21 protein-coding genes, 2 tRNA genes, 1 other RNA gene and 2 pseudogenes are annotated in these 24950 nt (G+C 53.3%); 16 read left to right on the top strand and 10 right to left on the bottom strand.

Annotation, left to right across the window (positions count from 1 at the left end; translation table 11 throughout):
- Positions 1-278 (bottom strand): annotated as a pseudogene (locus FJW00_RS19830) (DUF4297 domain-containing protein); the annotation flags it as partial.
- A gap of 475 nt (positions 279-753) precedes the next feature.
- Here FJW00_RS19830 and FJW00_RS19825 point away from each other — a divergent pair.
- Together FJW00_RS19825 and FJW00_RS19820 are read left to right on the top strand one after the other, a co-directional pair.
- Positions 754-2352, top strand: a pseudogene (locus tag FJW00_RS19825) (DNA topoisomerase III); the annotation flags it as partial.
- Entirely contained in the window at positions 2349-2657 is a 309-nt protein-coding gene (locus FJW00_RS19820; RefSeq protein ID WP_009089895.1) for a YnjH family protein, read from the top strand. The pseudogene FJW00_RS19825 and the gene FJW00_RS19820, both read left to right, overlap by 4 nt.
- A gap of 33 nt (positions 2658-2690) precedes the next feature.
- Here the strand turns inward: FJW00_RS19820 and xthA are convergent, their stop codons facing one another.
- Positions 2691-3497 carry an exodeoxyribonuclease III gene (xthA, locus tag FJW00_RS19815; protein ID WP_009089896.1) on the bottom strand — a complete coding sequence of 269 codons (807 nt, stop codon included), beginning with the start codon at positions 3495-3497 and terminating at the stop codon, positions 2691-2693.
- 32 nt (positions 3498-3529) lie between these two features.
- Here xthA and FJW00_RS22640 point away from each other — a divergent pair, with 32 nt between their 5' ends.
- Positions 3530-3664 (top strand): hypothetical protein, encoded by a 135-nt coding sequence (locus FJW00_RS22640; protein ID WP_258317054.1) that lies wholly within the window; start codon positions 3530-3532, stop codon positions 3662-3664.
- Positions 3665-3686: 22 nt separating this feature from the next.
- Here the strand turns inward: FJW00_RS22640 and FJW00_RS19810 are convergent.
- The 5 genes from FJW00_RS19810 to FJW00_RS19790 all read right to left on the bottom strand — a co-directional run bounded on the left by FJW00_RS19810 (position 3687) and on the right by FJW00_RS19790 (position 5567).
- Positions 3687-3814: non-coding RNA, RtT sRNA (locus tag FJW00_RS19810), on the bottom strand.
- Positions 3815-3856: 42 nt separating this feature from the next.
- Positions 3857-3941: transfer RNA gene (locus FJW00_RS19805), tRNA-Tyr, on the bottom strand.
- A 36-nt stretch (positions 3942-3977) separates the two neighbouring features.
- Positions 3978-4062 (bottom strand) — tRNA-Tyr (locus FJW00_RS19800).
- A 144-nt stretch (positions 4063-4206) separates the two neighbouring features.
- The gene (purU, locus tag FJW00_RS19795) at positions 4207-5055 is read right to left on the bottom strand and encodes a formyltetrahydrofolate deformylase (RefSeq protein WP_009089897.1); all 849 of its coding nucleotides are present in this window, start codon (positions 5053-5055) and stop codon (positions 4207-4209) included.
- Positions 5056-5111: 56 nt separating this feature from the next.
- On the bottom strand, positions 5112-5567 hold the full coding sequence (locus FJW00_RS19790; RefSeq protein WP_072052716.1) for a YchJ family protein: 456 nt from the start codon (positions 5565-5567) through the stop codon (positions 5112-5114).
- Between the two features lie 96 nt (positions 5568-5663).
- Here FJW00_RS19790 and rssA point away from each other — a divergent pair, with 96 nt between their 5' ends.
- The 5 genes from rssA (at position 5664) to FJW00_RS19765 (ending at position 11171) form a co-directional block, all read left to right on the top strand.
- Positions 5664-6569 carry a patatin-like phospholipase RssA gene (gene rssA / locus FJW00_RS19785; RefSeq protein WP_009089899.1) on the top strand — a complete coding sequence of 302 codons (906 nt, stop codon included), beginning with the start codon at positions 5664-5666 and terminating at the stop codon, positions 6567-6569.
- A 98-nt stretch (positions 6570-6667) separates the two neighbouring features.
- On the top strand, positions 6668-7684 hold the full coding sequence (gene rssB, locus FJW00_RS19780) for a two-component system response regulator RssB (protein WP_009089900.1): 1017 nt from the start codon (positions 6668-6670) through the stop codon (positions 7682-7684).
- A gap of 193 nt (positions 7685-7877) precedes the next feature.
- Complete coding sequence (galU, locus tag FJW00_RS19775) at positions 7878-8786, top strand: UTP--glucose-1-phosphate uridylyltransferase GalU (protein WP_009089901.1); 909 nt, start codon at positions 7878-7880, stop codon at positions 8784-8786.
- Between the two features lie 22 nt (positions 8787-8808).
- On the top strand, positions 8809-10149 hold the full coding sequence (locus tag FJW00_RS19770; RefSeq protein ID WP_009089902.1) for a UDP-glucose dehydrogenase family protein: 1341 nt from the start codon (positions 8809-8811) through the stop codon (positions 10147-10149).
- Positions 10150-10163: 14 nt separating this feature from the next.
- Positions 10164-11171 carry an NAD-dependent epimerase gene (locus FJW00_RS19765; protein WP_140925474.1) on the top strand — a complete coding sequence of 336 codons (1008 nt, stop codon included), beginning with the start codon at positions 10164-10166 and terminating at the stop codon, positions 11169-11171.
- A 75-nt stretch (positions 11172-11246) separates the two neighbouring features.
- Here the strand turns inward: FJW00_RS19765 and hns are convergent, their stop codons facing one another.
- Entirely contained in the window at positions 11247-11654 is a 408-nt protein-coding gene (hns, locus tag FJW00_RS19760; RefSeq protein ID WP_140925473.1) for a histone-like nucleoid-structuring protein H-NS, read from the bottom strand.
- 409 nt (positions 11655-12063) lie between these two features.
- Here hns and tdk point away from each other — a divergent pair, with 409 nt between their 5' ends.
- The gene (gene tdk / locus FJW00_RS19755; protein ID WP_009089905.1) at positions 12064-12684 is read left to right on the top strand and encodes a thymidine kinase; all 621 of its coding nucleotides are present in this window, start codon (positions 12064-12066) and stop codon (positions 12682-12684) included.
- Between the two features lie 67 nt (positions 12685-12751).
- Here the strand turns inward: tdk and adhE are convergent, their stop codons facing one another.
- On the bottom strand, positions 12752-15439 hold the full coding sequence (adhE, locus tag FJW00_RS19750) for a bifunctional acetaldehyde-CoA/alcohol dehydrogenase (protein ID WP_009089906.1): 2688 nt from the start codon (positions 15437-15439) through the stop codon (positions 12752-12754).
- A gap of 459 nt (positions 15440-15898) precedes the next feature.
- On the opposite strand from adhE, the gene FJW00_RS19745 reads away from it, so the two are divergent.
- From FJW00_RS19745 to oppF, 7 genes are all read left to right on the top strand, one after another.
- A complete protein-coding gene (locus tag FJW00_RS19745; protein ID WP_009089907.1) occupies positions 15899-16546 on the top strand; it encodes a YchE family NAAT transporter in 648 nt (215 codons plus the stop codon).
- Positions 16547-17128: 582 nt separating this feature from the next.
- Positions 17129-18751: an ABC transporter substrate-binding protein gene (locus tag FJW00_RS19740; RefSeq protein WP_140925472.1), complete on the top strand. Its 1623-nt coding sequence runs from the start codon at positions 17129-17131 to the stop codon at positions 18749-18751.
- A 151-nt stretch (positions 18752-18902) separates the two neighbouring features.
- Positions 18903-20543: an oligopeptide ABC transporter substrate-binding protein OppA gene (gene oppA, locus FJW00_RS19735; protein ID WP_058958172.1), complete on the top strand. Its 1641-nt coding sequence runs from the start codon at positions 18903-18905 to the stop codon at positions 20541-20543.
- A 93-nt stretch (positions 20544-20636) separates the two neighbouring features.
- A complete protein-coding gene (oppB, locus tag FJW00_RS19730) occupies positions 20637-21557 on the top strand; it encodes an oligopeptide ABC transporter permease OppB (protein WP_009089910.1) in 921 nt (306 codons plus the stop codon).
- A 14-nt stretch (positions 21558-21571) separates the two neighbouring features.
- Positions 21572-22480, top strand: coding sequence for an oligopeptide ABC transporter permease OppC (gene oppC, locus FJW00_RS19725; protein WP_140925471.1), 909 nt, complete (start codon positions 21572-21574; stop codon positions 22478-22480).
- 11 nt (positions 22481-22491) lie between these two features.
- Positions 22492-23505, top strand: coding sequence for an ABC transporter ATP-binding protein (locus tag FJW00_RS19720; protein ID WP_009089912.1), 1014 nt, complete (start codon positions 22492-22494; stop codon positions 23503-23505).
- A complete protein-coding gene (gene oppF, locus FJW00_RS19715) occupies positions 23502-24503 on the top strand; it encodes a murein tripeptide/oligopeptide ABC transporter ATP binding protein OppF (protein ID WP_009089913.1) in 1002 nt (333 codons plus the stop codon). The genes FJW00_RS19720 and oppF overlap by 4 nt, the downstream gene beginning before the upstream one ends.
- Positions 24504-24587: 84 nt before the next feature.
- On the opposite strand, the gene FJW00_RS19710 is transcribed toward oppF, so the two are convergent.
- A complete protein-coding gene (locus FJW00_RS19710; RefSeq protein WP_009089915.1) occupies positions 24588-24911 on the bottom strand; it encodes an HI1450 family dsDNA-mimic protein in 324 nt (107 codons plus the stop codon).
- Between the last annotated feature and the right edge of the window lie 39 nt (positions 24912-24950).

Raw genomic sequence — 24950 nt, 5'->3', positions numbered from 1 at the left:
CCTTCCACGTCTTTATTTTTGTATAGCTCTAATGTTAGTTCAAGGAGTGCATCTTCATATTTAGAATAACTGGAGGAATTATATGCTTTTACCTGATGAAATGTTTTAGCGTTACTATCTTCAATTATTTCAAAGTCTTCAGTATTTTCAAGCATTAGACTTAAATTGGAAAGGTCATCGCCTGCTGGTTTCATATTTATTATTTTTAGAGCATGATATAGAGAAACCTTTCCTTGATAGTTAAACCCACTCCATGATGGGGATGCATCGAAAGCCATAATTAACTCCTGAGAAGATTATATGAAAAATTCCTGACAGCTTCGTTAATGAACTATTTTCTTAGGTATCTCAAATGATCATGGTTTTTATTTGATTGTCATTTTTTGTTTTAAATGATGCCTCAGAAATGAATTAACCATGGCGTTGTAAAAAAATCGATCTTTTAAGTGAATGGTTAACATTCAGAAAAAATCATGAATCCCGTAACGCTACCGCCCTAGGGTGTTTTCCCCATGAAGGTAGATGTGTTTATCAAATCTGGCTATAAATCTATAAATACACAGGTGTATTTTAGTGAAAGATATGATAATTACTTACACGTTCTTAAAATGGTTTAAGCAAAAACGCTATGAGCTTGATTAAGCTTCAAGAATGCTATCATCTTTGTGAAAATCAGAAAAGTATGAATTTTTACTTTTCCATCTAAATCAGTTAATTAAATATTTTCATAAAAAAACTTGTAACAGTAATGATGAAGGTCAGCTGCTGGTCGATGAAGTGCTCGACTATCTGAAACTGCCCGCGGAAAAGCGCAGCAAAGTGCAGCGCTGCCTGATCAACGATCTCAACCCGCAGGCGGTGGATCGGGCGGTGAACCGTCTGCGTGAGAATCGCGAATTTATTCCGCTGTGTGTTTCGGCGCTGGCTCGCGCGCGGGCAGACTGGCTTTATGGCATTAACATGACCCGCGCCTGGACACTGCTGGGGCGAAATGCAGGCTATGATGGCGTGCTGTCGGTTGGCCGGGTGCAGACCCCGGTGCTCGGGCTGGTGGTGCGGCGTGATGAAGAGATTGAAAACTTCCTGCCGAAAGAGTATTTCGAAGTTAAAGCCCATATCGTCACGCCTGATGGCACCCGGTTTGTGGCCAGCTGGATCCCCAGCGAAGCCTGTGAGCCGTGGCAGGATGAAGAGGGCCGTCTGCTCAGACGCGCCCTGGCAGATCATGTGGTAGCCCGGATTACCGGTCAGCCAGCGACGGTCACGGCCTACAGCGATAAACGGGAAAATGAGGGGGCACCACTGCCATTCTCACTCTCCAGCCTGCAGATTGAGGCGGCAAAACGTTACGGGCTGAGTGCGCAGACGGTACTGGATACCTGTCAGCGGCTGTATGAAACCCACAAGCTGATTACCTATCCCCGTTCGGACAGCCGCTATCTGCCCGAAGAACATTTTGCCGGGCGTCATGCAGTACTTAAGGCGATTCAGGCGCATCAGTCACAGCTGACCCCGCCCGCTGATTTCGATGCGGATCGGCGCAACCGCTGCTGGGATGATAAAAAGGTGGACGCCCACCACGCCATTATTCCGACGGCCCGCGCCGGTGCGGTAAAGCTTACGGAAAACGAGCAGCATATTTATGAGCTGGTGGCGCGCCAGTATCTGATGCAGTTCTGCCCGGATGCGGTGTTCCGTAAGTGCGTCATCGACCTCGAAATTGCCGGGGGAAAATTTGTTGCGAAAGCGCGTTTCCTGGCAGAGGCGGGCTGGCGTGCACTGCTGGGCAGCAAAGAGCGTGACGAGGAGAATGACGGCATGCCGCTGCCGGTGGTGGCGAAAGGGGATACGCTGTTGTGCGAGCGCGGCGAGGTGCTGGCGAAGCAAACCCAGCCGCCGCGTCCGTTCACCGATGCCACGCTTCTCTCTGCGATGACCGGGATTGCCCGGTTCGTTCAGGATAAAGAATTAAAGAAAGTGCTGCGTGCGACCGATGGTTTAGGAACGGAAGCGACGCGGGCTGGCATTATTGAACTGCTGTTTCGTCGTGGTTTCCTGGTGAAGAAAGGGCGATATATCAACGCGACCGAGGCCGGACGTGCCCTGATTCACTCGTTGCCCGATCTGGCTGCCCGCCCGGATATGACGGCGCAGTGGGAGTCGACACTGACCCGTATCAGCGAAAAGGCCTGTCGTTATGAGGAGTTTATGCAACCCCTGGTCCAGACCTTAACCGGTCTGATCCACCAGGCGCGACAGCAGCCTGCGGCACATGCCTTTCGGGGATTACCCTCCACCGGACAGAAGCGTCCGGTGCGCAAAACCAGACGTAAAGTGAAGGAGACGGAATGAGGCGTTACTCAGTATTGATGGTGCTGGCCCTGTCGCTGGCAACCAGCGCAGTTCAGGCCAACGGTCGCTATCAGTCGATGCCACCCGGTAATAACGGTGTGAACACCGATGTGGTAGTGGATATGCCGCCGGAAGCCTGGACGCAGGCAGAGCGACGTCAGCCAGACTGCCTGCGCTGCTGTATTTTTGAAAACCGTAACTACAGTGAAGGCGCGGTGGTGAAGTCGGAAGGGGTGCTGCTGCAGTGCGCCCGGGATGAACACTCCATCGGCACCAACAACCTGATCTGGAAGATAGTGAAATAAGTGTCGCGTGGCGCTCTGCCACGCGATCATCAGTTAAAAGCGAAACAGCGACCAGATGGGAGCGTGATCAGAGGGCTTCTCCATGCCACGGATCTCATAATCAATGCCGGTCTCAACGCAGTGTGCTGCCAGATTTTTGCTTGCCAGCACCAGATCGATGCGCAGGCCGCGATTATCATCGAAACCTTTTGAACGGTAATCAAACCAGGAGAAGCGATCGGCGACCTCCGGGTTATGTTCACGCCAGGTATCAACCAGGCCCCAGCCCAGCAGCCGATCCATCCACTCGCGCTCTTCCGGCAGGAAGGAGCATTTACCGGTTCGTAGCCAGCGCTTGCGGCTATCCTCGCCAATTCCAATATCCCGATCGGTGCTGCTGATATTCATGTCACCCATGATCAGAACCGGTTTATCGGCAGGCAGATCTTCGGTCAGCAGACGCTGCAGGTCGCGATAGAACTTCTCTTTTGCCGGAAACTTGGTGGGGTGGTCGCGGCTTTCACCCTGCGGGAAATAGCCGTTAATGACCGTGATGTCGCCGATCGGGCTGGGAATTTCCGCCATGATCAACCGGCGCTGTGCCTCTTCATCCTCTCCCGGAAAGCCCCGGCTCACTGAAACCGGCTGCATTCGGGTGAGCAGTGCCACGCCGTAGTGGCCTTTCTGACCGTGATAGAAAACGTGATAACCCAGCTTTGAGACCTCTTCCAGCGGGAACATTTCGTCATGGACTTTGGTTTCCTGTAAGCCAATGACATCGGGCTGATGCTGTTCAACCAGCGCCTGAAGCTGATGAGGGCGGGCGCGCAACCCATTGATGTTGAATGAAACAAATTTCATGAGGTCAACCATGGTTCAGAAAATGAGAGGCGGTGATGGTAGCGATTTTTACTGAAAAAGTCATGGCAGAAGAGGGGGCAGAACGTTTGAAAAATGTGGAGGTGCTCTGTAAGCAGGGGGGTCTCATCCCTCTCCCCGCAGAACAGGAAGCTGATGTATCGATTTAGGGAAAGTGTGCTGAATGCAGGATGGTGGTGGGAGAAGGATGATTCGGCGCGTTGCGCCTCACCCTGCGGGCCGCGCTGAAGCGCGTTGTCTCGCGATGCTCGACCCGAACCTTAGTCGAAGGTTCTCATCCCTCTCCCCCGCAGAACAGGAAGCTGATGCATCGATTTGGGGAAAGTGTGCTGAATGCAGGATGGTGGTGGGAGAAGGATTCGAACCTTCGAAGTCTGTGACGGCAGATTTACAGTCTGCTCCCTTTGGCCGCTCGGGAATCCCACCGGGGATAATGCTGGCTTGAGGCGTATTCAGATTCAATGGTGGTGGGAGAAGGATTCGAACCTTCGAAGTCTGTGACGGCAGATTTACAGTCTGCTCCCTTTGGCCGCTCGGGAATCCCACCATGGCCTGAATCTTTCACTCTCAAAGCGGGGCGCATCATACCAAATGCGATAAGGGTGTAAAGCGCCCACTGGCAAAACAGGAACTGTTTGCCCACTTTTTACGCGTAGCGCTGAATCCGCAGTCAATTCAGCGCGCTGGCTGATTAAAGAATAATCGTACGGTTGCCGTAAACAAAGACGCGCTGCCCCAGCACTTTATAGAGGGCATTGCTCAGCACGTTTTTTTCGACGTCACGACCCGCACGCATCATCTCGTCAGCGGTATAGCTGTGATCGACATTAATCACATCCTGCATGATGATCGGGCCTTCATCGAGATTGTCATTCACATAGTGCGCGGTGGCACCAATGATCTTCACGCCACGCTCGTAGGCCTGATGATAAGGCCGGGCACCGATAAAGGCAGGCAGGAAAGAGTGGTGAATGTTAATAATCTGGTTCGGGAAGCGCTGCACAAAGGCAGGGGTCAGGACGCGCATATATTTCGCCAGCACCACATAATCGGGCTGATAGCGGTCAATCTCTTCCACCATGCGGTTATCGTGCTCTTCCCGCGTCAGTCCCTCGTGACTCACCAGAACGAAGGGAATATCAAACCGCTCAACCAGCGAACGCAGTGTGTCATGGTTACCAATGACCGCGGCAATCTCCATATCCAGACCGCCAAACGCGCTCTTCATTAATAGGTCACCCAGGCAGTGCGCCTCTTTGGTGACCAGAATCACCACGCGACGGCGGCCGGCGCTGTGCAGTTCACGCACTGATCCCTGGGGCAGGGCGCTGTCGAGATCGGCCAGCAGGGTGTTATCGTTGAAGATGCCTTCCAGCTCGGTACGCATGAAAAAACGCCCGGTGCGATGATCAACAAACTCATTGTTCTGCACGATATTGAGTTCGTGCTTGTAACAAATATTGGTGATTTTGGCGATCAGACCTTTTGCATCGGGACAAATGGTTCGTAAAACTTTTCTTTGCATGGTTTGCGCTTGCATCTCAATCAGAGTCCTGTCAAAGCATTAGGGGTTAAACTGCGGGCTCAGCCTTCAGCTCAACCACAACATTTTTTGTATTTCTTATCACTGCCGCACGGGCAACGATCGTTGCGCCCAACGGGCGGCACGGAACCGTCAACATAGTACCAGCGTTGATCCTCGCGAAGAAAGCGGGAACACTCATGAATGGCATGAATGTTCGTTTTCTCGCGGTATCGTGCAAAAAAAGTCACGAACGCTTCATTATCATGGCTTCCATGATTACAACGGGTTACATTCAGGCTAAGCCAATCGGTACCGGAAAAACTTTCAGATAAAAGCCCTGACATCTCCGGATGACGTTTGTCAGGATGCCAGGTCGCGACCAGATATTCGGCATTGTGCTTAACATAGGCACAATAGCGGGAGCGCATAAGTTGTTCAGCCGTAACAGGAATCTGGTTACCCTGCAGAAAGGGCTCGCAACATACGCTATACTGCTGTCCGCTACAACATGGGCAGGTTTCTGACACATTAGCTCCCGAAAATGATGAGTCGGTTTCATAAGCGCGCTATGTTATCTGACCCCACGCTGTGACGCTACGTATTGACGGCAGGACCAGATACAAATGAGAAAGGTAAAAATAGGATTGGCGCTGGGGGCCGGCGCAGCGAAAGGATGGGCGCACATTGGCGTGATCAACGCACTGGAGCGTGCGGGTATCGGGATCGACGTCGTGGCGGGTTGCTCTGTTGGCGCCCTAGTCGGGTCAGCCTATGTGAATAACCGGCTGCCGCTGATGGAAAAGTGGGTCAGTGCGTTTCGCTACTGGGATGTGATCCGGCTGATGGATGTCTCCTGGCAACGGGGCGGACTGCTGCGCGGTGAGCGGGTCTTTAACCATGTGCGCCAGCTGATCCCCAATGATGCGATAGAGCAGTGCAGCAAACCTTTCGGCGTGGTGGCCACCAATCTCAGCACGGGGCGGGAGCTCTGGCTGACGGAGGGCGATCTGCATCAGGCGGTTCGCGCTTCCTGCAGTATGCCAGGTTTATTACCGCCGGTGGGCTACAATGGGTATTGGCTGGTGGATGGTGCCGTCGTCAATCCGGTGCCGATCTCACTGACCCGCGCGCTGGGTGCAGACATTGTGATTGCGGTTGACCTGCAGCATGACGCGCATTTAATGCAGCAGGATCTGTTTTCCGTTACGCCTAAAAATAGTGAAGAAGAAGCCGCTGCAGCGGCATTGAGTTGGGGTGGAAAGCTGCGTCAGCGACTGGTGAGTTTCACCCAGCGCCGTGCGTCTCAGTCACCGGGTGCGATGGAGATTATGTCAACCTCTATCCAGGTGCTGGAAAATCGCCTGAAGCGCAACCGTATGGCAGGCGATCCACCCGATGTTTTAATACAGCCGGTCTGTCCGCAGATTTCAACGCTGGACTTTCATCGGGCTGAAGAGGCCATTGAGGCAGGCAGGGCCGCCGTGGAAAAGAAAATGGATGAACTGTTACCACTGGTCCGTGGCAGATAATCAGGTTGTTCATTCAAAACGGTGACTTTACGCAATTCTGAAGGCGCAACTGCGTTTTATGAACCACTATTGAATTATCTGGCAGGCAGGGGGAAAGAATGGAAAAACCACTACTCGGCAAAAAGATACTCATTGTCGAAGATGAGGCTGTTTTCCGTTCGTTGCTGGACCAATTTTTGTTATCGATGGGTGCTGTAACGTTAAAAGCGGAAGATGGACTGGAAGCAATTGCACAACTACAACAGCATACTGTCGACCTGATCATCAGCGATCTCGAAATGCCCCGTATGAGCGGCATTCAGTTTGTTGAGCACATTCGTACCCGCGGTAACGTTGTGCCGATTTTGATTATCTCAGCGACAGAAAATATGTCTGACATCGCACATGTGCTGCGCCTTGGCGTGCAGGATGTGCTGCTTAAACCACTGAAAAATCTGGAACGCTTCCGCGAAGCGGTCTATGAATGTCTCTATCCCTCCATGTTCACCTCGAAGGTGGAAGAGGATGAGCAGCTGTTTCAGGACTGGGACGCCCTGGTCCGCGACCCGAAAGCGGCTGCCAAATTGCTCAAACAACTCCAGCCGCCGGTGCAACAGACCGTCGCCAACTGTCGGGTTAACTATCGTCAGCTGACGATGGCCGAACAGCCGGGCCTGGTGCTCGACATTGCGGCGCTCTCTGAAAAGGACCTGGCCTTCTACTGTCTGGACGTCACCCGTGCGGGTGATAATGGCGTGCTGGCCGCTCTGCTGCTGCGTGCGCTGTTTAACGGCCTGCTTCAGGAGCAGCTCTCCGGGCAAAAACAGCGTCTGCCGGAACTTAACGGGCTGCTCAGACAGGTCAATCTGCTGCTGCGTCAGGCGAACCTCAGCGGCCAGTTCCCTCTGCTGGTGGGCTACTATCATCGGGGTCTGAAAAATCTGATCCTGGTCTCGGCCGGATTAAATGCCACGCTTCACGTTGATACCCATCAGATTCAGCTCAGTAATGGTGTTCCCCTTGGCACTATGGGTAGCACCCACCTCAATCAAATCAGTCAGCGCGCAGACAACTGGCAGTGCCACGTCTGGGGCGCGGGTGGTCGCATTCGGCTGATGCTGTCAGCAGAAGAATAAACGGCAAAAATGGAAAGATTCTGGCGCTGAGGACAGGGCCAGAACTTAGCTTTACAGTTGGGTAATAGTCTTAATTTCGACGGATTGATGCCTTCCAGGATAAATCCGTTCGATACTAACTGATATACTCATTTTCGATTTTAAACCGACATATCAAGTATTAACTTGAACGGCCTATGAGAGAGGTAACTTAATGTCTGCCAATAATACCAAAGTAAAAAAAGCGGTAATCCCGGTCGCGGGTTTGGGTACGCGTATGCTCCCGGCCACCAAAGCGATTCCAAAAGAGATGTTACCGCTGGTTGATAAGCCGTTAATCCAGTATGTCGTTAACGAGTGTATCGCTGCAGGCATCAACGAGATTGTGCTGGTTACGCATTCATCTAAAAATGCCATCGAAAACCATTTTGATACCAGCTTCGAACTGGAATCTATGCTGGAAAAGCGTGTTAAGCGTCAGCTGCTGGATGAAATCCAGTCAATCTGCCCGCCACACGTGACCATCATGCAGGTTCGTCAGGGTATCGCGAAAGGCCTGGGCCACGCAGTGATGTGTGCACACCCACTGATCGGTAACGAGCCGTTTGCCGTTATCCTGCCAGACGTCATCATCGACGAATACGAATCTAACCCAACCAAAGATAACCTGGCCGAGATGCTGACCCGTTATGAAGAGTCAGGCCGCAGCCAGATTATGGTTGAGCCGGTTGCCGATGTAACCGCTTACGGTGTTGTCGATTGCCAGGGCGCAGAACTGAACCCAGGCGACAGCGCACCGATGGTGGGTGTGGTTGAGAAACCAAAAGCGACCGAAGCGCCATCCAACCTGGCGGTCGTAGGTCGTTATGTTCTGTCTGCAGACATCTGGCCTCTGCTGGCGAAGACGCCTCCGGGTGCGGGCGGCGAAGTTCAGCTGACCGACTCTATCGCCATGCTGATGGAAAAAGAGACCGTTGAAGCTTATCACCTGAAAGGCGTAAGCCATGACTGTGGTAACAAACTGGGCTACATGCAGGCTTTCGTTGAGTACGGTGTTCGTCATCCGGTATTGGGCAAAGATTTCTCTGAATGGCTCGATAGCGCAGTTGGCAACAAAAAGTAATTTATAAACACAGGATAACTCGATGAAAGTCACTGTATTTGGTATCGGCTATGTCGGTCTGGTTCAGGCTGCGGTGTTAGCCGAAGTCGGACATGACGTTCTCTGCATTGATGTCGACGCAAACAAAGTCGAAAATCTGAAAAAAGGCATCATTCCTATTTTCGAACCAGGTTTAACCCCGCTGGTAATGTCCAATTACGAAGCGGGTCGTCTGAAGTTCAGCACTGATGCTGCACAGGGCGTAAACCATGGTGTTATGCAGTTTATTGCAGTAGGTACACCACCGGATGAAGACGGCTCTGCCGATCTGAAATATGTGACCGCCGTAGCGCGCACCATTGCGCAGCATATGAACGATCACAAAGTGGTTATCGACAAATCAACCGTACCGGTTGGCACAGCAGATAAAGTTCGTGCGGTGATGGCGGAAACGCTGAAATCGCGTGACGCCAACATCACCTTTGATGTGGTGTCGAACCCGGAATTCCTGAAAGAAGGTGCGGCAGTGAATGACTGCATGCGTCCTGAGCGCATCGTTGTCGGTACCGACAACGATGAGGTGGTCGAGCTGTTACGCGAGCTTTATGAGCCGTTTAACCGCAACCACGATCGCATGATCATGATGGATATCCGCAGCGCAGAGCTGACCAAGTATGCAGCAAACTGCATGCTGGCCACCAAAATCAGCTTTATGAATGAGATGTCCAACCTGGCTGAACGTTTAGGCGCGGATATTGAAAAAGTACGCCAGGGCATCGGTTCCGATCCCCGTATCGGCTACCACTTCATCTATCCTGGCTGTGGCTACGGTGGCTCCTGCTTCCCGAAAGATGTGCAGGCGTTAATCCGTACAGCGGAGTCTATTGGCTATCAGCCACGTCTGTTGCAGGCCGTGGAAGATGTCAATGACAACCAGAAAAACAAGCTGCCAACCTTCATCAAACGCCACTTTGGCGACGATCTGAAGGGTAAGACGTTTGCTCTCTGGGGCCTGTCATTTAAGCCGAACACTGACGACATGCGTGAAGCCTCCAGCCGTGTGCTGATGGAAACGCTGTGGGAAGCAGGCGCATCTGTTCAGGCGTTTGACCCGGAAGCGATGGATGAAGCGCAGCGTATCTACGGTCACCGCAGCGATCTTAAGCTGATGGGAACCAAAGAAGCGGCACTGCAGGGCGCAGACGGTCTGGTCATCTGTACGGAGTGGCAGAACTTCCGTGCGCCAGACTTCGACGTTATCAAAAATGCGCTGAAAGAAGCCGTGATTTTTGATGGTCGTAACCTGTATGATCCAGAGCGTATCAGCAAACGCGGTTTCGTTTATTATGCAATCGGCCGCGGAGCGTCTATTCAAACTGCATAATTAACGAGGGATTTATGAACTTTCTGGTCACCGGCGCCGCAGGCTTTATTGGTTTTCATGTCAGTCAGCGTCTGCTGGCCGCCGGTCACCAGGTTGTCGGTATCGACAACCTGAATGATTATTACGACGTAAATCTCAAGCGTGCCCGTCTCGATTTAATTAATGCTGAACCTGGCTTTACTTTTATCGAGCGGGATCTGGCCGACCGTGACGCGATAACGTCACTGTTCGGGCAGTATAATTTTCAGCGCGTTATTCATCTTGGCGCGCAGGCTGGCGTCCGCTACTCTATCGAAAATCCCCATGCTTATGCAGATTCCAATCTGACAGGTCACCTCAATATTCTTGAAGGCTGCCGTCATCATAAAATTGAACATCTGCTCTACGCGTCGTCGAGTTCCGTTTATGGCCTGAATCGTAAGATGCCATTCTCAACGGACGACAGTGTGGATCATCCTGTCTCTTTATATGCAGCGACGAAGAAAGCGAACGAGTTAATGTCTCATACTTACTCGCACCTTTATCAGCTGCCGACCACTGGATTACGCTTCTTCACCGTCTATGGCCCGTGGGGCCGTCCGGATATGGCCCTCTTTAAATTCACCCGCGCAATGATTGCCGGTGAGGCGATTGATGTCTATAACCAGGGCCAGATGAAGCGCGACTTTACCTATATTGATGACATTGCTGAAGCGATTGTGCGTCTGCAGGATGTGATTCCGCAGCAGGACGATCACTGGACGGTTGAATCGGGATCGCCAGCAACCAGTTCAGCACCGTATCGTGTTTATAATATCGGTAACAGTCAGCCGGTAACGCTGATGAGCTATATTGAGGCGATTGAAAAAGCACTGGGGATGACCGCGAAGAAAAATCTGATGCCGATGCAGCCCGGTGATGTGCTGGAAACCAGTGCCGACACCGAAGCTCTGTTTAAGGCGATTGGTTTTAAACCTCAGACCAGTGTGGAGGAGGGCGTAAAGCGCTTCGTTGACTGGTATCGTGATTTCTATCGCGTCTGAATAAAAAAGGAAGCGTACGCTTCCTTTTTTTTATTCCACCTCAGGCTGCCCGTCGGGCAGCAAAATAACGCGCCGTTACAGTAAAAAATCGTCCAGCTTTTTACCCTCTTCTTCCAGCGCTTTTTTAATTATGGCTGGCGTGCGGCCCTGACCGGTCCAGGTCTTTGACTCACCTTTTTCATCGGTATAACCATATTTAGCCGGACGCACCGAACGTTTGCTTTTTGCTGTCGCGCGGTTATCAGTCAGCATGCTGACCAGCTCAGAAGGGTCAATACCATCAGCCAGCAGCATTTCACGATACTGATTTAGCTTGCGCGCGCGCTCTTCATTTTCAGCCTGGAAATGCGACTCTTCTTCGCGACGTTCTTTTACCACTACGTCCAGTTTTTCCAGCATCTCTTCCAGTGTTTCAATGGAATACTCTCTGGCCTGGGCGCGCAGCGTACGAATATTATTAAGAACTTTTAGTGCTTCGCTCATTGTCCTGGTCTCTGAATAAGGGAGAAGTTGTGTTGCCCGCTAATAGTAGTGGTGACATTAAATAACTTCAATCACAAACGTATTTCTTCAGCGAATAAAATGAAAATTAAAAAATAATGTTGATCATAAAAAATCAAAGCGATGCCCGGAAGAAATAATCTCCCCTCTGTCGTTATGAAATAAATTTAATGTATTTAAGTTGCTGCAAATAATGTCATCTCTTTTATTGCGGTTAAAATAAGAAAAACCTATTTCACTCTGCGACAGAGCCCATCGGCACTGGAAACGGTTCCTGATGAAAATTCCGGCTATCTGTCAGGCATTCTCCCTCTCTTAGCAGCAACGCATGGGCTGTGCTTTGTGATAATATGCGCACCATTCTGTTCAGTCTTGATGAAGATACGCTCTTATGGCCCAACTCTATTTCTATTACTCTGCGATGAACGCAGGGAAATCGACCGCACTGTTACAATCCTCCTATAACTATCAGGAGCGGGGCATGCGCTCGCTGGTCTACACTGCCGAAATCGACAACCGTTTTGGTGCCGGTCAGGTAAGCTCCCGTATCGGACTCTCGTCACCAGCCTTGCTCTATAATGCCGATACCGCGCTGTTCAGCGATATTGCGGCGGAACATGCCGCACAGCCTATTCACTGCGTGCTGGTCGATGAGAGCCAGTTTCTCACCCGTGAGCAGGTCAAAGCGCTTTCTGATGTGGTCGACGATCTTGATATTCCGGTACTCTGCTATGGCCTGCGTACCGATTTTCGCGGCGAACTCTTTGTTGGCAGTCAGTATCTGCTGGCGTGGGCCGATAAGCTGGTCGAACTCAAAACCATCTGTCACTGTGGCCGCAAGGCCAGCATGGTGCTGCGACTGGACAGCGAAGGGAAGCCTTTCAGTGAAGGTGAGCAGGTAGTCATCGGGGGGAATGAACGCTACATCTCGGTCTGCCGTAAGCACTATAAACAGGCCATAGAGCAGGGCTCGCTGCAGGCGATTCACGGCGCACATACGCCCGTCATCTGACACGTTTTTCAGCAAGTAAAAAACCCGCCGCGGCGGGTTTTTTTATCAGGTTATCAGAACGGTACTATCAGACTTTCTTCGCTTTCTTCTCCGCTTTAACCTCTTTCACCGGCTGTTCAGCGACCGCTTCGGCAACGCTTGAGAAAGGTTCGACAAACTCACGGCCGTAGTAGGTGTCGAGCATAATCTGTTTCAGCTCGGCAATCAGCGGATAGCGTGGGTTTGCGCCGGTACACTGGTCATCAAACGCATCATCGGCCAGCTTGTCGACTTTGGCCAGGAAGTCCGCTTCCTGTACGCCGGCTTCACGGATAGAGGTCGGAATGCCGAGCTCAGTCTTGATCTCATCCAGCCAGGCCAGCAGCTTCTCAATTTTCTGCGCGGTGCGGTCGCCTGGGGCGCTCAGGCCCAGGTGGTCAGCAACTTCCGCGTAGCGACGGCGCGCCTGTGGGCGGTCATACTGGCTGAACGCGGTCTGTTTGGTCGGGTTGTCATTTGCGTTGTAGCGGATGACGTTCGAGATTAACAGGGCGTTAGCCAGACCGTGCGGAATGTGGAACTCTGACCCCAACTTATGCGCCATGGAGTGACAGACCCCAAGGAAGGCGTTAGCAAAGGCGATACCGGCGATAGTGGCCGCATTGTGAACACGTTCGCGCGCCACCGGATTTCTGGCACCTTCCGCGTAGCTGGCGGGCAGGTTCTCTTTCAGCAGTTTCAGTGCCTGCAGTGCCTGGCCGTCTGAGTATTCATTCGCCAGCACAGACACATAGGCTTCCAGCGCATGGGTAACCGCATCCAGGCCGCCGAAGGCACAGAGTGAGCGGGGCATTTCCATCACCAGGTTGGCATCGACAATCGCCATATCCGGGGTCAGCGCATAGTCAGCGAGAGGATATTTCTGGCCGGTCGCATCATCGGTGACGACGGCAAACGGTGTCACTTCTGAACCGGTGCCGGATGTGGTGGTGATGGCCACCATGCGCGCCTTGACGCCCATTTTCGGGAACTTGTAGATACGTTTACGGATATCCATGAAGCGCAGCGCCAGCTCTTCAAAGTGGGTTTCCGGATGTTCATACATCACCCACATGATTTTCGCTGCGTCCATCGGGGAGCCGCCACCCAGCGCGATGATCACGTCCGGTTTAAAGCTGTTCATCTGCTCGGCACCTTTACGCACAATGCTCAGCGTCGGATCGGCTTCCACTTCAAAGAAGACTTCCGTTTCAATACCGTGTGATTTCAGAACGCGGGTGACCTGATCGGCATAACCGTTATTGAACAGGAAGCGGTCAGTCACGATAAAGGCCCGTTTCGCGCCGTCCGTTGCCACCTCTTCCAGCGCAATGGGCAGGGAACCGCGACGGAAGTAGATAGATTTAGGAAGTTTATGCCACAACATATTCTCAGCTCGCTTGGCGACAGTTTTGGTGTTGATAAGGTGTTTCGGACCGACGTTCTCTGAAATCGAGTTGCCGCCCCAGGAACCACAACCCAGCGTCAGAGAGGGGGCCAGTTTGAAGTTGTAGAGGTCCCCGATACCGCCCTGAGAAGCGGGCGTATTGATCAAAATACGCGCGGTTTTCATCCTGTCGCCAAAGTAGTGCACACGTTCGGTCTGGTTATCCTGGTCGGTATAGAGGCACGAGGTGTGGCCGATACCGCCCATGGCGACCAGTTTTTCTGCTTTATCTACCGCGTCGTTGAAATCTTTCGCCCGGTACATTGCCAGGGTTGGCGAAAGTTTTTCATGGGCAAAGGGTTCAGATTCGTCCACCAGTTTCACTTCGCCAATCAGGATTTTGGTGCTGGGTGGCACGCTGATGCCTGCCATCTCCGCAATTTTGAACGCGGGCTGGCCGACGATGGCGGCGTTCAGACCGCCGTTTTTCAGAATGATATTCTGCACCGCGCTCAGCTCCGCTCCCTGCAGCAGGTAACCGCCGTGGCTGGCAAAACGCTCACGCACTGCGTCGTAGACCGCATCAACCACGATGACCGACTGTTCCGAGGCGCAGATCACCCCGTTATCAAAGGTTTTGGACATCAGAATCGAGGCGACGGCCCGCTTCAGGTCGGCGGTTTCATCAATCACCACTGGCGTATTACCGGCACCGACGCCGATGGCGGGTTTACCGGAGCTGTAGGCCGCTTTCACCATGCCCGGACCGCCAGTGGCGAGGATCAGGTTAATGTCAGGGTGGTGCATCAGCTGGTTTGACAGCTCAACAGAGGGGGCATCGATCCAGCCGATAATATCTTTTGGCGCACCGGCTGCAATGGCAGCCTGCAGCACGATGTCCGCCGCCTTGTTTGTGGCATCTTTGGCACGGGGGTGTGGCGAGAAGATAATACCGTTGCGGGTTTTCAGGCTGATTAACGCTTTAAAGATGGCGGTAGAGGTGGGGTTAGTCGTCGGCACAATACCGCAAATCAGACCAATAGGTTCGGCGATAGTGATGGTGCCGAAGGTGTCATCGGTGGCTAACACACCGCAGGTCTTTTCATCTTTATAGGCGTTGTAGATATATTCTGACGCAAAATGGTTTTTAATGACTTTGTCTTCGACAATGCCCATGCCGGATTCGGCAACGGCCATTCTGGCGAGAGGAATGCGGGCGTCTGCGGCGGCGAGGGCGGCGGCACGGAAAATGGCGTCGACCTGCTGTTGAGAAAAATTGGCATATTCACGCTGGGCTTTTTTTACACGTTCAACCAGTGCATTGAGTTCAGCGACATTCGTAACGGCCATGGTGTTCTCCTGAGGAAGTTAAACTTTTTTAGTAAACAATCCTGCGCCCTGAGTATAGTCACGCTGTCATAACGCGTCCGATCGGCCCGAAATGCATGTATTTTCAACTGTTTACTGAAAGAGTCTTGTCAGGCAGTCCTCCAGATTTTCATTGAGACTGCTAATACTTCCGTTACGAAAAGATTACCTGGTTTGGGGTAGGGTAATTTTGATGCAGATCAATTTAACCCCAAGCTGACACCTTTCAGCCGGGCTTTTTGCGCCACCTTGTTTCGAATCTGTTTGCACCATGTAATCCGGCTGGACATAGCGACAAAATCCAGTCTCATTTGGAACACTGGGGGATTCCGCTATGGGTTCCGCCTTAAGTGGCATAAATAGCGGCGTATGCATCTGGCGTCTGTGCCGCTTTTCACTTACATTAGGCGCGATTTCCCCCCTGCGTTACGGAGCCATGTCGTGAACCCTGCACTGTTAGATCTTTCAGGCTATATAAAATTCTTTGTCGGGCTGTTCGCGCTGGTTAATCCGGTCGGCATTATTCCAGTGTTCATCAGTATGACCCGCTATCAGGCGGCAGCTGAACGCAATAAAACGAATTTAACCGCCAATCTGGCGGTGGCCATTATCCTCTGGACCTCGCTGTTCCTCGGCGATGCGATTCTGCGGGTGTTTGGCATCTCGATTGACTCGTTCCGCATTGCGGGCGGGATTCTGGTCGTGACCATTGCGATGTCGATGATCAGTGGCAAGCTGGGCGAGGATAAGCAGAACAAACAGGAGAAGTCAGAAACGGCCATTCGTGAAAGCGTTGGCGTGGTGCCCCTGGCGCTGCCCCTGATGGCTGGTCCGGGTGCCATCAGTTCGACGATTGTCTGGAGCACCCGCTATCACAGCTGGCTTAACCTGCTGGGCTTTACGCTGGCGATTGCCATTTTTGCCTTATGTTGCTGGCTGCTGTTTCGGGCCGCGCCTTTAATGGTGCGGATACTGGGACAGACCGGCATTAACGTGATTACCCGTATCATGGGACTGTTACTGATGGCCCTGGGTATTGAGTTTGTTGTTACCGGCCTGAAGTCTATATTTCCCGGACTGCTCAATTAACGCCTCACTTATTTCAGGCAGCGAAGCGTAAACCTGATCCGTAATGGTGCAATCGACGGTTTTATTGCACCATTACAATGCAATTATTCGTCACGCTTAAAAGATTCAGTCGATTATAAATTTCATTACTGCTGGCTGGTTCACAGACTTTTGTCAGCGAAATAATGTCACGATTTTCACACCATATTCTTCTGTCTTGATTCTTCCCTCCCTCATAAACACCCGCCTGAGAGCCATCAGGCTGGGTTTTTCTCACGCCAGATGCCGACTTTGGAAGATAAGTGCCAAAAACCGTGCGTATTCATGATGCAAAGCACGTCTGCACAGGGTTTCCGACTAAAACGCCTATTTTTCATATCGATATGATATTTTCAGGTCGAAAATTAACACTTCCGCTGCGTGACAACTCGTGATAAAAGAGAATTAGTTAACATTTTAGCTATTTTACTTTGGCGCCCTCTGATGGCTTCTGATAATTTCTGGCCCAGCGTGAATTTTTTTCTCCGAAAGTGCAAAGTGAGAACGCTTTTTGCTTAAGCCTGTCGGGATACTTAAAAAAGGTTGGCGTTTCGGATGACTGGGATGATGAATGTGCAGCAACAGCGGCTGACTCTCGCCGCACTGTTAATAGCGTTTACGCCGGCTTATGCCGCCACGGTTCCCCCCGGAACGACGCTGGCCGCGCAGCAACAGATTGTGATTAATAATGGCAGTGAAGTCTCTTCGCTGGATCCCCATAAAACCGAAGGTGTGCCGGAATCCAATATTATTCACAACCTGCTGGACGGTCTGGTTAACACCGATAATTTCGGTAAGGTCGTCCCCGGCGTTGCCCTGAGCTGGGAGAATCCGCAGCCCACCGTCTGGATCTTTAACCTGCGGGATGATGCTAAGTGGAGTAATGGTGAGCCGGTGACCGCCGCAGATTTTGTCTACAGCTGGCGTCGGCTGGTGGACCCTGCCACCGCGTCGCCTTACTCCAGCTATCTGCAGGCCGCCCATGTTGCCGGGATCGATGCGATTCTGGCTGGTAAAGCGTCACCCGATCAGCTGGGCGTGAAAGCGCTCGATGACCACCGGCTGCAGATTACGCTGACTGAACCGGTGCCTTATCTGGTAGCCATGCTGGCGCACACGGCGCTGAAGCCGGTTTATGCACCCGCTATCAAAGAGTGGGGCGATGCCTGGACCCGGCCAGGTCACTATATCGGTAACGGTGCTTATACCTTAAGCGACTGGGTAGTGAATGAAAAAATTGTTCTGAAGCGCAATCCTCACTACTGGGACAATGCCCATACGGTGATTGAGCAGGGGACCTTCCTGCCCATCGCCTCTGAAAACAGCGATATCAACCGCTACCGCAGTGGCGGAACGGACATCACCAACAGCGCCCTGCCGCCGGAAATGTTTGGCAAGCTGCGCAGGGATCTCGGCAATGAGGTGAAGATCAGTCCGCTGCTCTGCACGTTTTATTATGAAATCAATAACAAAAAGGCGCCGTTCACCGATCCACGGGTGCGCGCCGCCCTAAAGATGACCCTCGACCGTGAGGTGATTGCCAGAAAAATTATGGGGCAGGGACAGATTCCGGCTTACAGCCTGACGCCGCCCTTTACCGCCGGTATTAAGCTGACACCGCCAGCCTGGTTTACCTGGACGCAGGCGCAACGCAATGAGGCGGCGAAAAAGCTGCTGGCAGAGGCGGGATTCAACGCCGCCAATCCGCTGACCTTTACGCTGCTCTATAACACTTCCGATCAGAATAAACGGCAGGCGATTGCGGCCGCTTCAATGTGGCAGAAAAATCTCGGCGCAAAAGTCACCCTGCAGAATCAGGAGTGGAAGACGATGCTGGAGACCCGCCATCAGGCCCAGTATGACGTGGTGCGAGCCACCTGGTGCGCCGATTACAATGAGCCTTCAACCTTTCTCAACATGCTGATCAGCAATGCCTCGATCAATACCGCCTTTTACAGCAGTGCGGCCTTTGACGAGCTGATGGCGAAGAGCCTGACGGCGGGCAGTGAGGCGCAGCGCGCGGAGCTCTATCAGCAGGCTGAAACACAACTCGACAAAGACTCACCCATTGTGCCAGTTTACTACCGCGTCAGTGTGCGCCTGGTGAAGCCCTGGGTTGGCGGTTTCACGGGCAAAGACCCGCAGGATATGACAGACCTGAAGTACTATTTTATTAAAAAACACTGATCTGCTCGCCATCCTGGCGAGACAGACGGGAAGCGCATCAGCAAACAGACCAATTTTTTGGGGTCACTCTCCCGGGTTAAGGGAGCCCGGAAACGGGGGACGCCGCGGCAGAACAGCGCTGCGGTGACGATAATAAAACTGGAGTGTAATAATGAACAACATCACGAAAAAAAGCCTGATTGCAGCGGGCGTCTTCGCCGCAATAAGTGCCCTGGCAGGGAATGCGGCTTTCGCGGCGACCGTGCCTGCAGGCGTTGAGCTGGCAGCCAAACAGGAACTCGTTCGCGGCAATGGCGATGAAGTGCAGTCGCTCGACCCGCACAAAATCGAGGGCGTGCCGGAAGATAACGTGGCGCGCGATCTCTATGAAGGTCTGCTGGTCAATGACAGCAACGGCAAACCGATCCCGGGCGTGGCGGAAAGCTATGAAAATAAAGATTTCAAAGTGTGGACTTTCCACCTGCGTAAAAATGCCAAATGGTCTAACGGCGAGCCGGTAACCGCGCAGGACTTCGTCTACAGTTGGGAGCGTCTGGTTGACCCGAAAACGGCTTCACCCTACGCCAGCTATCCTCAGTATGGTCATATCCTGAACGTTGATGACATCATCGCAGGTAAAAAGCCCATTACCGATCTGGGCGTGAAAGCGATTGATGACCACACGCTGGAAGTGACCCTGAGTGAGCCGGTTCCCTATTTTGATAAGCTGCTGATCAACTCCGTGATGTCACCGGTTTATAAACCGGCGATTGAGAAGTTCGGCGAACAGTGGACTCAGCCGCAAAACTGGGTCGGCAACGGTGCCTTTAAGCTCGACGCACACGTCATCAACGAACGTATCACGCTGGTGCGTAACCCGAACTACTGGGACAACGAGCACACCGTGCTGAACAAGGTTACCTACCTGCCAATCAGTTCTGAAGTCAGTGACGTCAACCGTTACTTCTCCGAGAACGGCAGCGACATGACCTATAACAACCTGCCGATCGAGCTGTTCAAAAAGCTGCAGCGTGAAAACGGCAAAGAGCTGCATGTCGATCCTTATCTCTGCACCTACTACTACGAAATCAATAACCAGAAAGCGCCATTTACCGATCCGCGCGTTCGTGCCGCCCTGAAGCTGGGTCTGGACCGTGACATCATGGTGAATAAAGTGCTGGCCCAGGGTCAGAAGCCGGCCTACAGCTTCACACCGCCAGCCACCGACGGTATGGAAATCCTGCCGCCAGACTGGTTCAAGTGGTCACAGGATAAACGTAACGCCGAAGCGAAAAAACTGCTGGCTGAAGCGGGCTACACCGCGGATAAACCGCTGACCTTCAACCTGCTCTACAACACCTCCGATCTGCACAAGAAGCTGGCGATTGCCGCCTCGTCGATCTGGAAGAAAAACATCGGTGTGAATATCAAGCTGGAAAACCAGGAGTGGAAAACCTTCCTGGACACCCGTCATCAGGGTAACTTCGATGTGGCGCGTGCGGCCTGGTGTGCGGACTACAACGAACCGACGTCCTTCCTGAACATCATGCTCTCTAACAGCAGCAGTAACACCTCGCACTATAAGAGCGATGCGTTTGACAAAGTGGTGCGTGACGCGATCAAAGCGCCGGATGCCAAAGGCCGTGCAGCGGACTATCAGCAGGCCGAGCAGATCCTGGATAAAGACAGCACCATCGTACCGGTTTACTACTACGTGAATACGCGTCTGGTGAAACCTTACGTTGGTGGGTATACCGGTAAAGATCCGCTGGATAAAACGCTGTCTAAAGACTTCTACATCATTAAACACTAATAGCGTTCAGGCTATCAGCAGTGGCGGCGCTTCTCGCGCCGCCTTTTTACTATTTTTTATATGTTGTGAAGCAACAGCCTGGTAGGTACGGCAATGTTAAAATTCATCCTGCGTCGCTTGCTTGAAGCGATTCCGACGCTGTTCGTCCTGATTACCATCTCCTTCTTTATGATGCGACTGGCACCCGGCAGCCCCTTTACCGGCGAGCGCACCCTGGCACCGGAAGTGATGGCCAACATTGAGGCGAAATATCACCTCAACGATCCTATCGGTAAGCAATATGTCGATTACCTGGTCCAGCTGGCCCACGGCGATTTCGGCCCATCCTTTAAATACAAAGATTATTCGGTTAACTATCTGGTCGCGCACGCGTTCCCGGTCTCGGCAAAACTGGGTCTGGCCGCGTTCCTGCTGGCGATCGTGCTCGGCGTCACGGCCGGGGTCATCGCCGCGCTGAAACAGAACACTCTGTGGGACTTCGCAGTAATGGGGGTGGCGATGACCGGCGTGGTGATACCCAGCTTTGTGGTCGCGCCGCTGCTGGTCCTGCTGTTCGCGATCAGCCTGAAATGGCTGCCGGGCGGGGGCTGGAATGGCGGGCAGTGGAACTACATGCTGCTGCCGATGGTGGCACTCTCACTGGCCTACATTGCCAGCATTGCCCGTATCACCCGAGGATCGATGATTGAAGTGATGCACTCCAACTTTATCCGCACGGCTCGCGCCAAAGGCTTACCGCTGCGCCGCATTGTGCTGCGTCATGCGCTGAAACCGGCTCTGCTGCCGGTCATCTCCTATATGGGACCCGCCTTTGTCGGCATCATCACCGGTTCGATGGTGATCGAATCGATCTACGGTCTGCCGGGCATCGGTCAGCTGTTTGTTAACGGCGCACTGAACCGCGACTACTCGCTGGTGATGAGCCTGACGATTCTGGTCGGTCTGCTGACCATCCTGTTTAACGCGATTGTTGACGTGCTCTATGCCGTCATCGATCCCAAAATTCGTTACTGATTGCGGAGTTCGCCATGATGTTAAGTAAGAAAAACAGCGAAGCTCTTGATGCGTTCAGTGAGAAGCTTGAAGTAGAAGGGCGCAGTCTCTGGCAGGACGCGCGTCGTCGTTTTATCCATAACCGGGCAGCCCTGATCAGCCTGCTGGTGCTGCTGGTCATTACGCTGTTTGTGATTATCGCGCCGATGGTGGCACAGTTCACCTACGACGATACCGACTGGGCGATGATGTCTTCACCGCCGGATACCACTTCCGGTCACTGGTTCGGCACCGACTCGTCGGGGCGTGACCTGCTGGTGCGTGTGGCCATTGGCGGCCGGATCTCCCTGATGGTCGGCGTCGCCTCCGCCCTGATCGCCGTGGTGGTCGGTACCCTGTATGGATCCATTGCCGGTTACCTGGGCGGCAAAATCGACTCGGCCATGATGCGTGTTCTGGAAATCCTCAACTCCTTCCCGTTCATGTTCTTCGTGATCCTGCTGGTGACCTTCTTTGGTCGTAACATCCTGCTGATCTTTGCCGCCATCGGCATGGTGTCGTGGCTGGATATGGCGCGTATTGTGCGCGGCCAGACGCTGAGCCTGAAGCGCAAAGAGTTTATCGAAGCCGCCCATGTGGGTGGGGTATCGACCTGGAAAATTGTGGTGCGCCATATCGTGCCCAACGTGCTGGGGGTGGTGGTGGTTTACGCCTCACTGCTGGTGCCCAGTATGATCCTGTTTGAATCCTTCCTGAGCTTCCTGGGTCTGGGCACGCAGGAACCCCTGAGCAGCTGGGGCGCACTGCTGAGCGACGGAGCCAACTCTATGGAAGTGTCGCCGTGGCTGTTGCTGTTCCCGGCGGGCTTCCTGGTGGTCACGCTGTTCTGTTTCAACTTTATCGGCGATGGCCTGCGTGATGCCCTCGACCCGAAAGATCGTTAAGGAGTTTCCCGATGACTATTCATGAATTTCAGCCAGCGATGGCGGCCCGCGCGGGAAGCGAACAGCTACTTACGGTCAAAGATTTACGCGTCACCTTTGGCACGCACGATGGTGATGTCACCGCGGTGAACAATCTGAACTTCTCGCTGCGCGCAGGGGAGACGCTGGGCATTGTCGGTGAGTCCGGTTCCGGCAAGTCACAGACCGCCTTTGCCCTGATGGGGCTGCTGGCGAAAAACGGGCGCATTGGCGGTTCTGCGCTGTTCAACGGCAAAGAGATCCTGAATCTGCCGGAAAGCCAGCTTAACCGGCTGCGCGCTGAGCAGATCGCGATGATTTTCCAGGACCCGATGACCTCGCTCAATCCCTATATGCGGGTCGGCGAGCAGCTGATGGAAGTGCTGAAACTGCACAAGGGGATGAGCAGCGCACAGGCTTTCGAAGAGTCGGTGAGAATGCTGGATGCGGTGAAGATGCCGGAAGCGCGCAAGCGAATGAAAATGTATCCGCATGAGTTCTCCGGTGGGATGCGCCAGCGCGTGATGATCGCCATGGCGCTTCTATGCCGTCCAAAGCTGCTGATTGCCGATGAACCGACCACGGCGCTGGATGTGACGGTGCAGGCGCAGATCATGACGCTGCTCAATGATCTCAAGCGCGAGTTCAACACTGCCATCATCATGATCACCCACGATCTCGGCGTGGTGGCGGGGATCTGCGACAAAGTGCTGGTGATGTACGCCGGACGCACCATGGAGTATGGCCGCGCCCGCGATGTCTTTTACCAGCCCGCCCATCCTTATTCGATCGGCCTGCTCAATGCCGTACCACGCCTGGATGCCGAGGGCGAAAGCCTCACGACCATTCCGGGGAATCCACCCAATCTGCTGCGTCTGCCGCAGGGCTGTCCGTTCCAGCCGCGCTGCCCGCACGCGATGGATATCTGCACCCAGTCGCCGCCGCTGGAGCCGTTTGGCGATGGCCGTCTGCGTGCCTGCTTTAAGCCGGTGGAGGAGTTAGTATGAGCACCGTAGCTGAAAAGAAAGTGTTACTGGAAATCGCCGACCTGAAGGTGCATTTCGACATCAAAGATGGCAAGCAGTGGTTCTGGCAGCCTTCAAAAACCCTGAAAGCGGTGGACGGGGTCAGCCTGCGTCTCTATGAAGGGGAAACCCTGGGCGTGGTGGGCGAGTCCGGCTGCGGCAAATCGACGCTGGCACGCGCCATTATCGGGCTGGTCAAAGCCACAGAAGGGCGTGTCGCCTGGTTAGGCCGCGATCTGCTCGGTCAGAGCGAAGAGGAGTGGCGCAAGGCGCGCAGCGACATTCAGATGATCTTCCAGGACCCGCTGGCCTCTCTGAATCCGCGTATGACTATCGGCGATATCATCGCCGAGCCGCTGCGCACCTATCATCCGAAGATGGCGCGTCAGGAAGTGAAAGACCGCGTCAAAAATATGATGATGAAGGTGGGCCTGCTGCCGAACCTGATTAACCGCTATCCGCATGAGTTTTCGGGCGGCCAGTGCCAGCGTATCGGCATCGCCCGTGCGCTGATTCTGGAGCCAAAGCTCATTATCTGTGATGAGCCGGTTTCGGCGCTCGACGTGTCGATTCAGGCGCAGGTAGTGAATCTGCTGCAGCAGCTGCAGCGTGAAATGGGACTGTCACTGATCTTCATCGCGCACGATCTGGCCGTGGTGAAACATATCTCTGATCGCGTACTGGTAATGTATCTGGGACATGCGGTGGAGCTGGGCACCTACAGCGAGGTCTATGGCAATCCGCAGCACCCTTACACCCGGGCGCTGATGTCTGCCGTGCCGATTCCCGATCCCGATCTGGAGAAGAACAAGCAGATTCAGCTACTGGAAGGGGAGCTGCCGTCGCCGATCAATCCGCCGTCAGGCTGTGTGTTCCGCACCCGCTGTCCGATTGCCGGACCGGAGTGTGCGAAAACCCGTCCGCTGCTGGAAGGCAGCTTCCACCATGCGGTCTCCTGTCTCAAGGTCGACCCGCTCTGAAGCAAAATGCCGGGCAATTGCCCGGCGTTTTCTGTTGTGGGATGCTGCGCGACGACGACATTCACGTCACCGCGCATCGGCGGTCTATTCACGCCACAGGATATGACACAGCTTGTGATCTTTTTCACGGCACAGCAGCACGCGCGCAAAGACGTCGGTGATCGGCTCACCGTCCGCTTCACCCAGCCCAATCACTACCTCGGCGAAAAAGTCAGGGTTCAGATCGAAATCAACATGATCTTTCCAGTCTTCAGACGGGTCGAACAGCTCTGCGCCACCGCGCTCCTCAAACTGCAGATTGAAGAGAATGATGTCTGCCGGATCGAGATTGTCACCTGCCAGTTCGAGAAAAATATCGTAGGCCTGTTCCAGCGTTTCATCTTCGGTAAGGCGATTATTTAAATCCATAGTCTGTCCTGTCTGCCTGCGGCCATTTACACAATCTGG

This window comes from Pantoea anthophila (assembly GCF_006494375.1).
In the GTDB taxonomy this organism is placed as follows: domain Bacteria; phylum Pseudomonadota; class Gammaproteobacteria; order Enterobacterales; family Enterobacteriaceae; genus Pantoea; species Pantoea anthophila.
The sequence above is the reverse complement of the archived record's forward strand: the minus strand, read 5'-3'. Positions and strand labels throughout refer to the sequence as shown.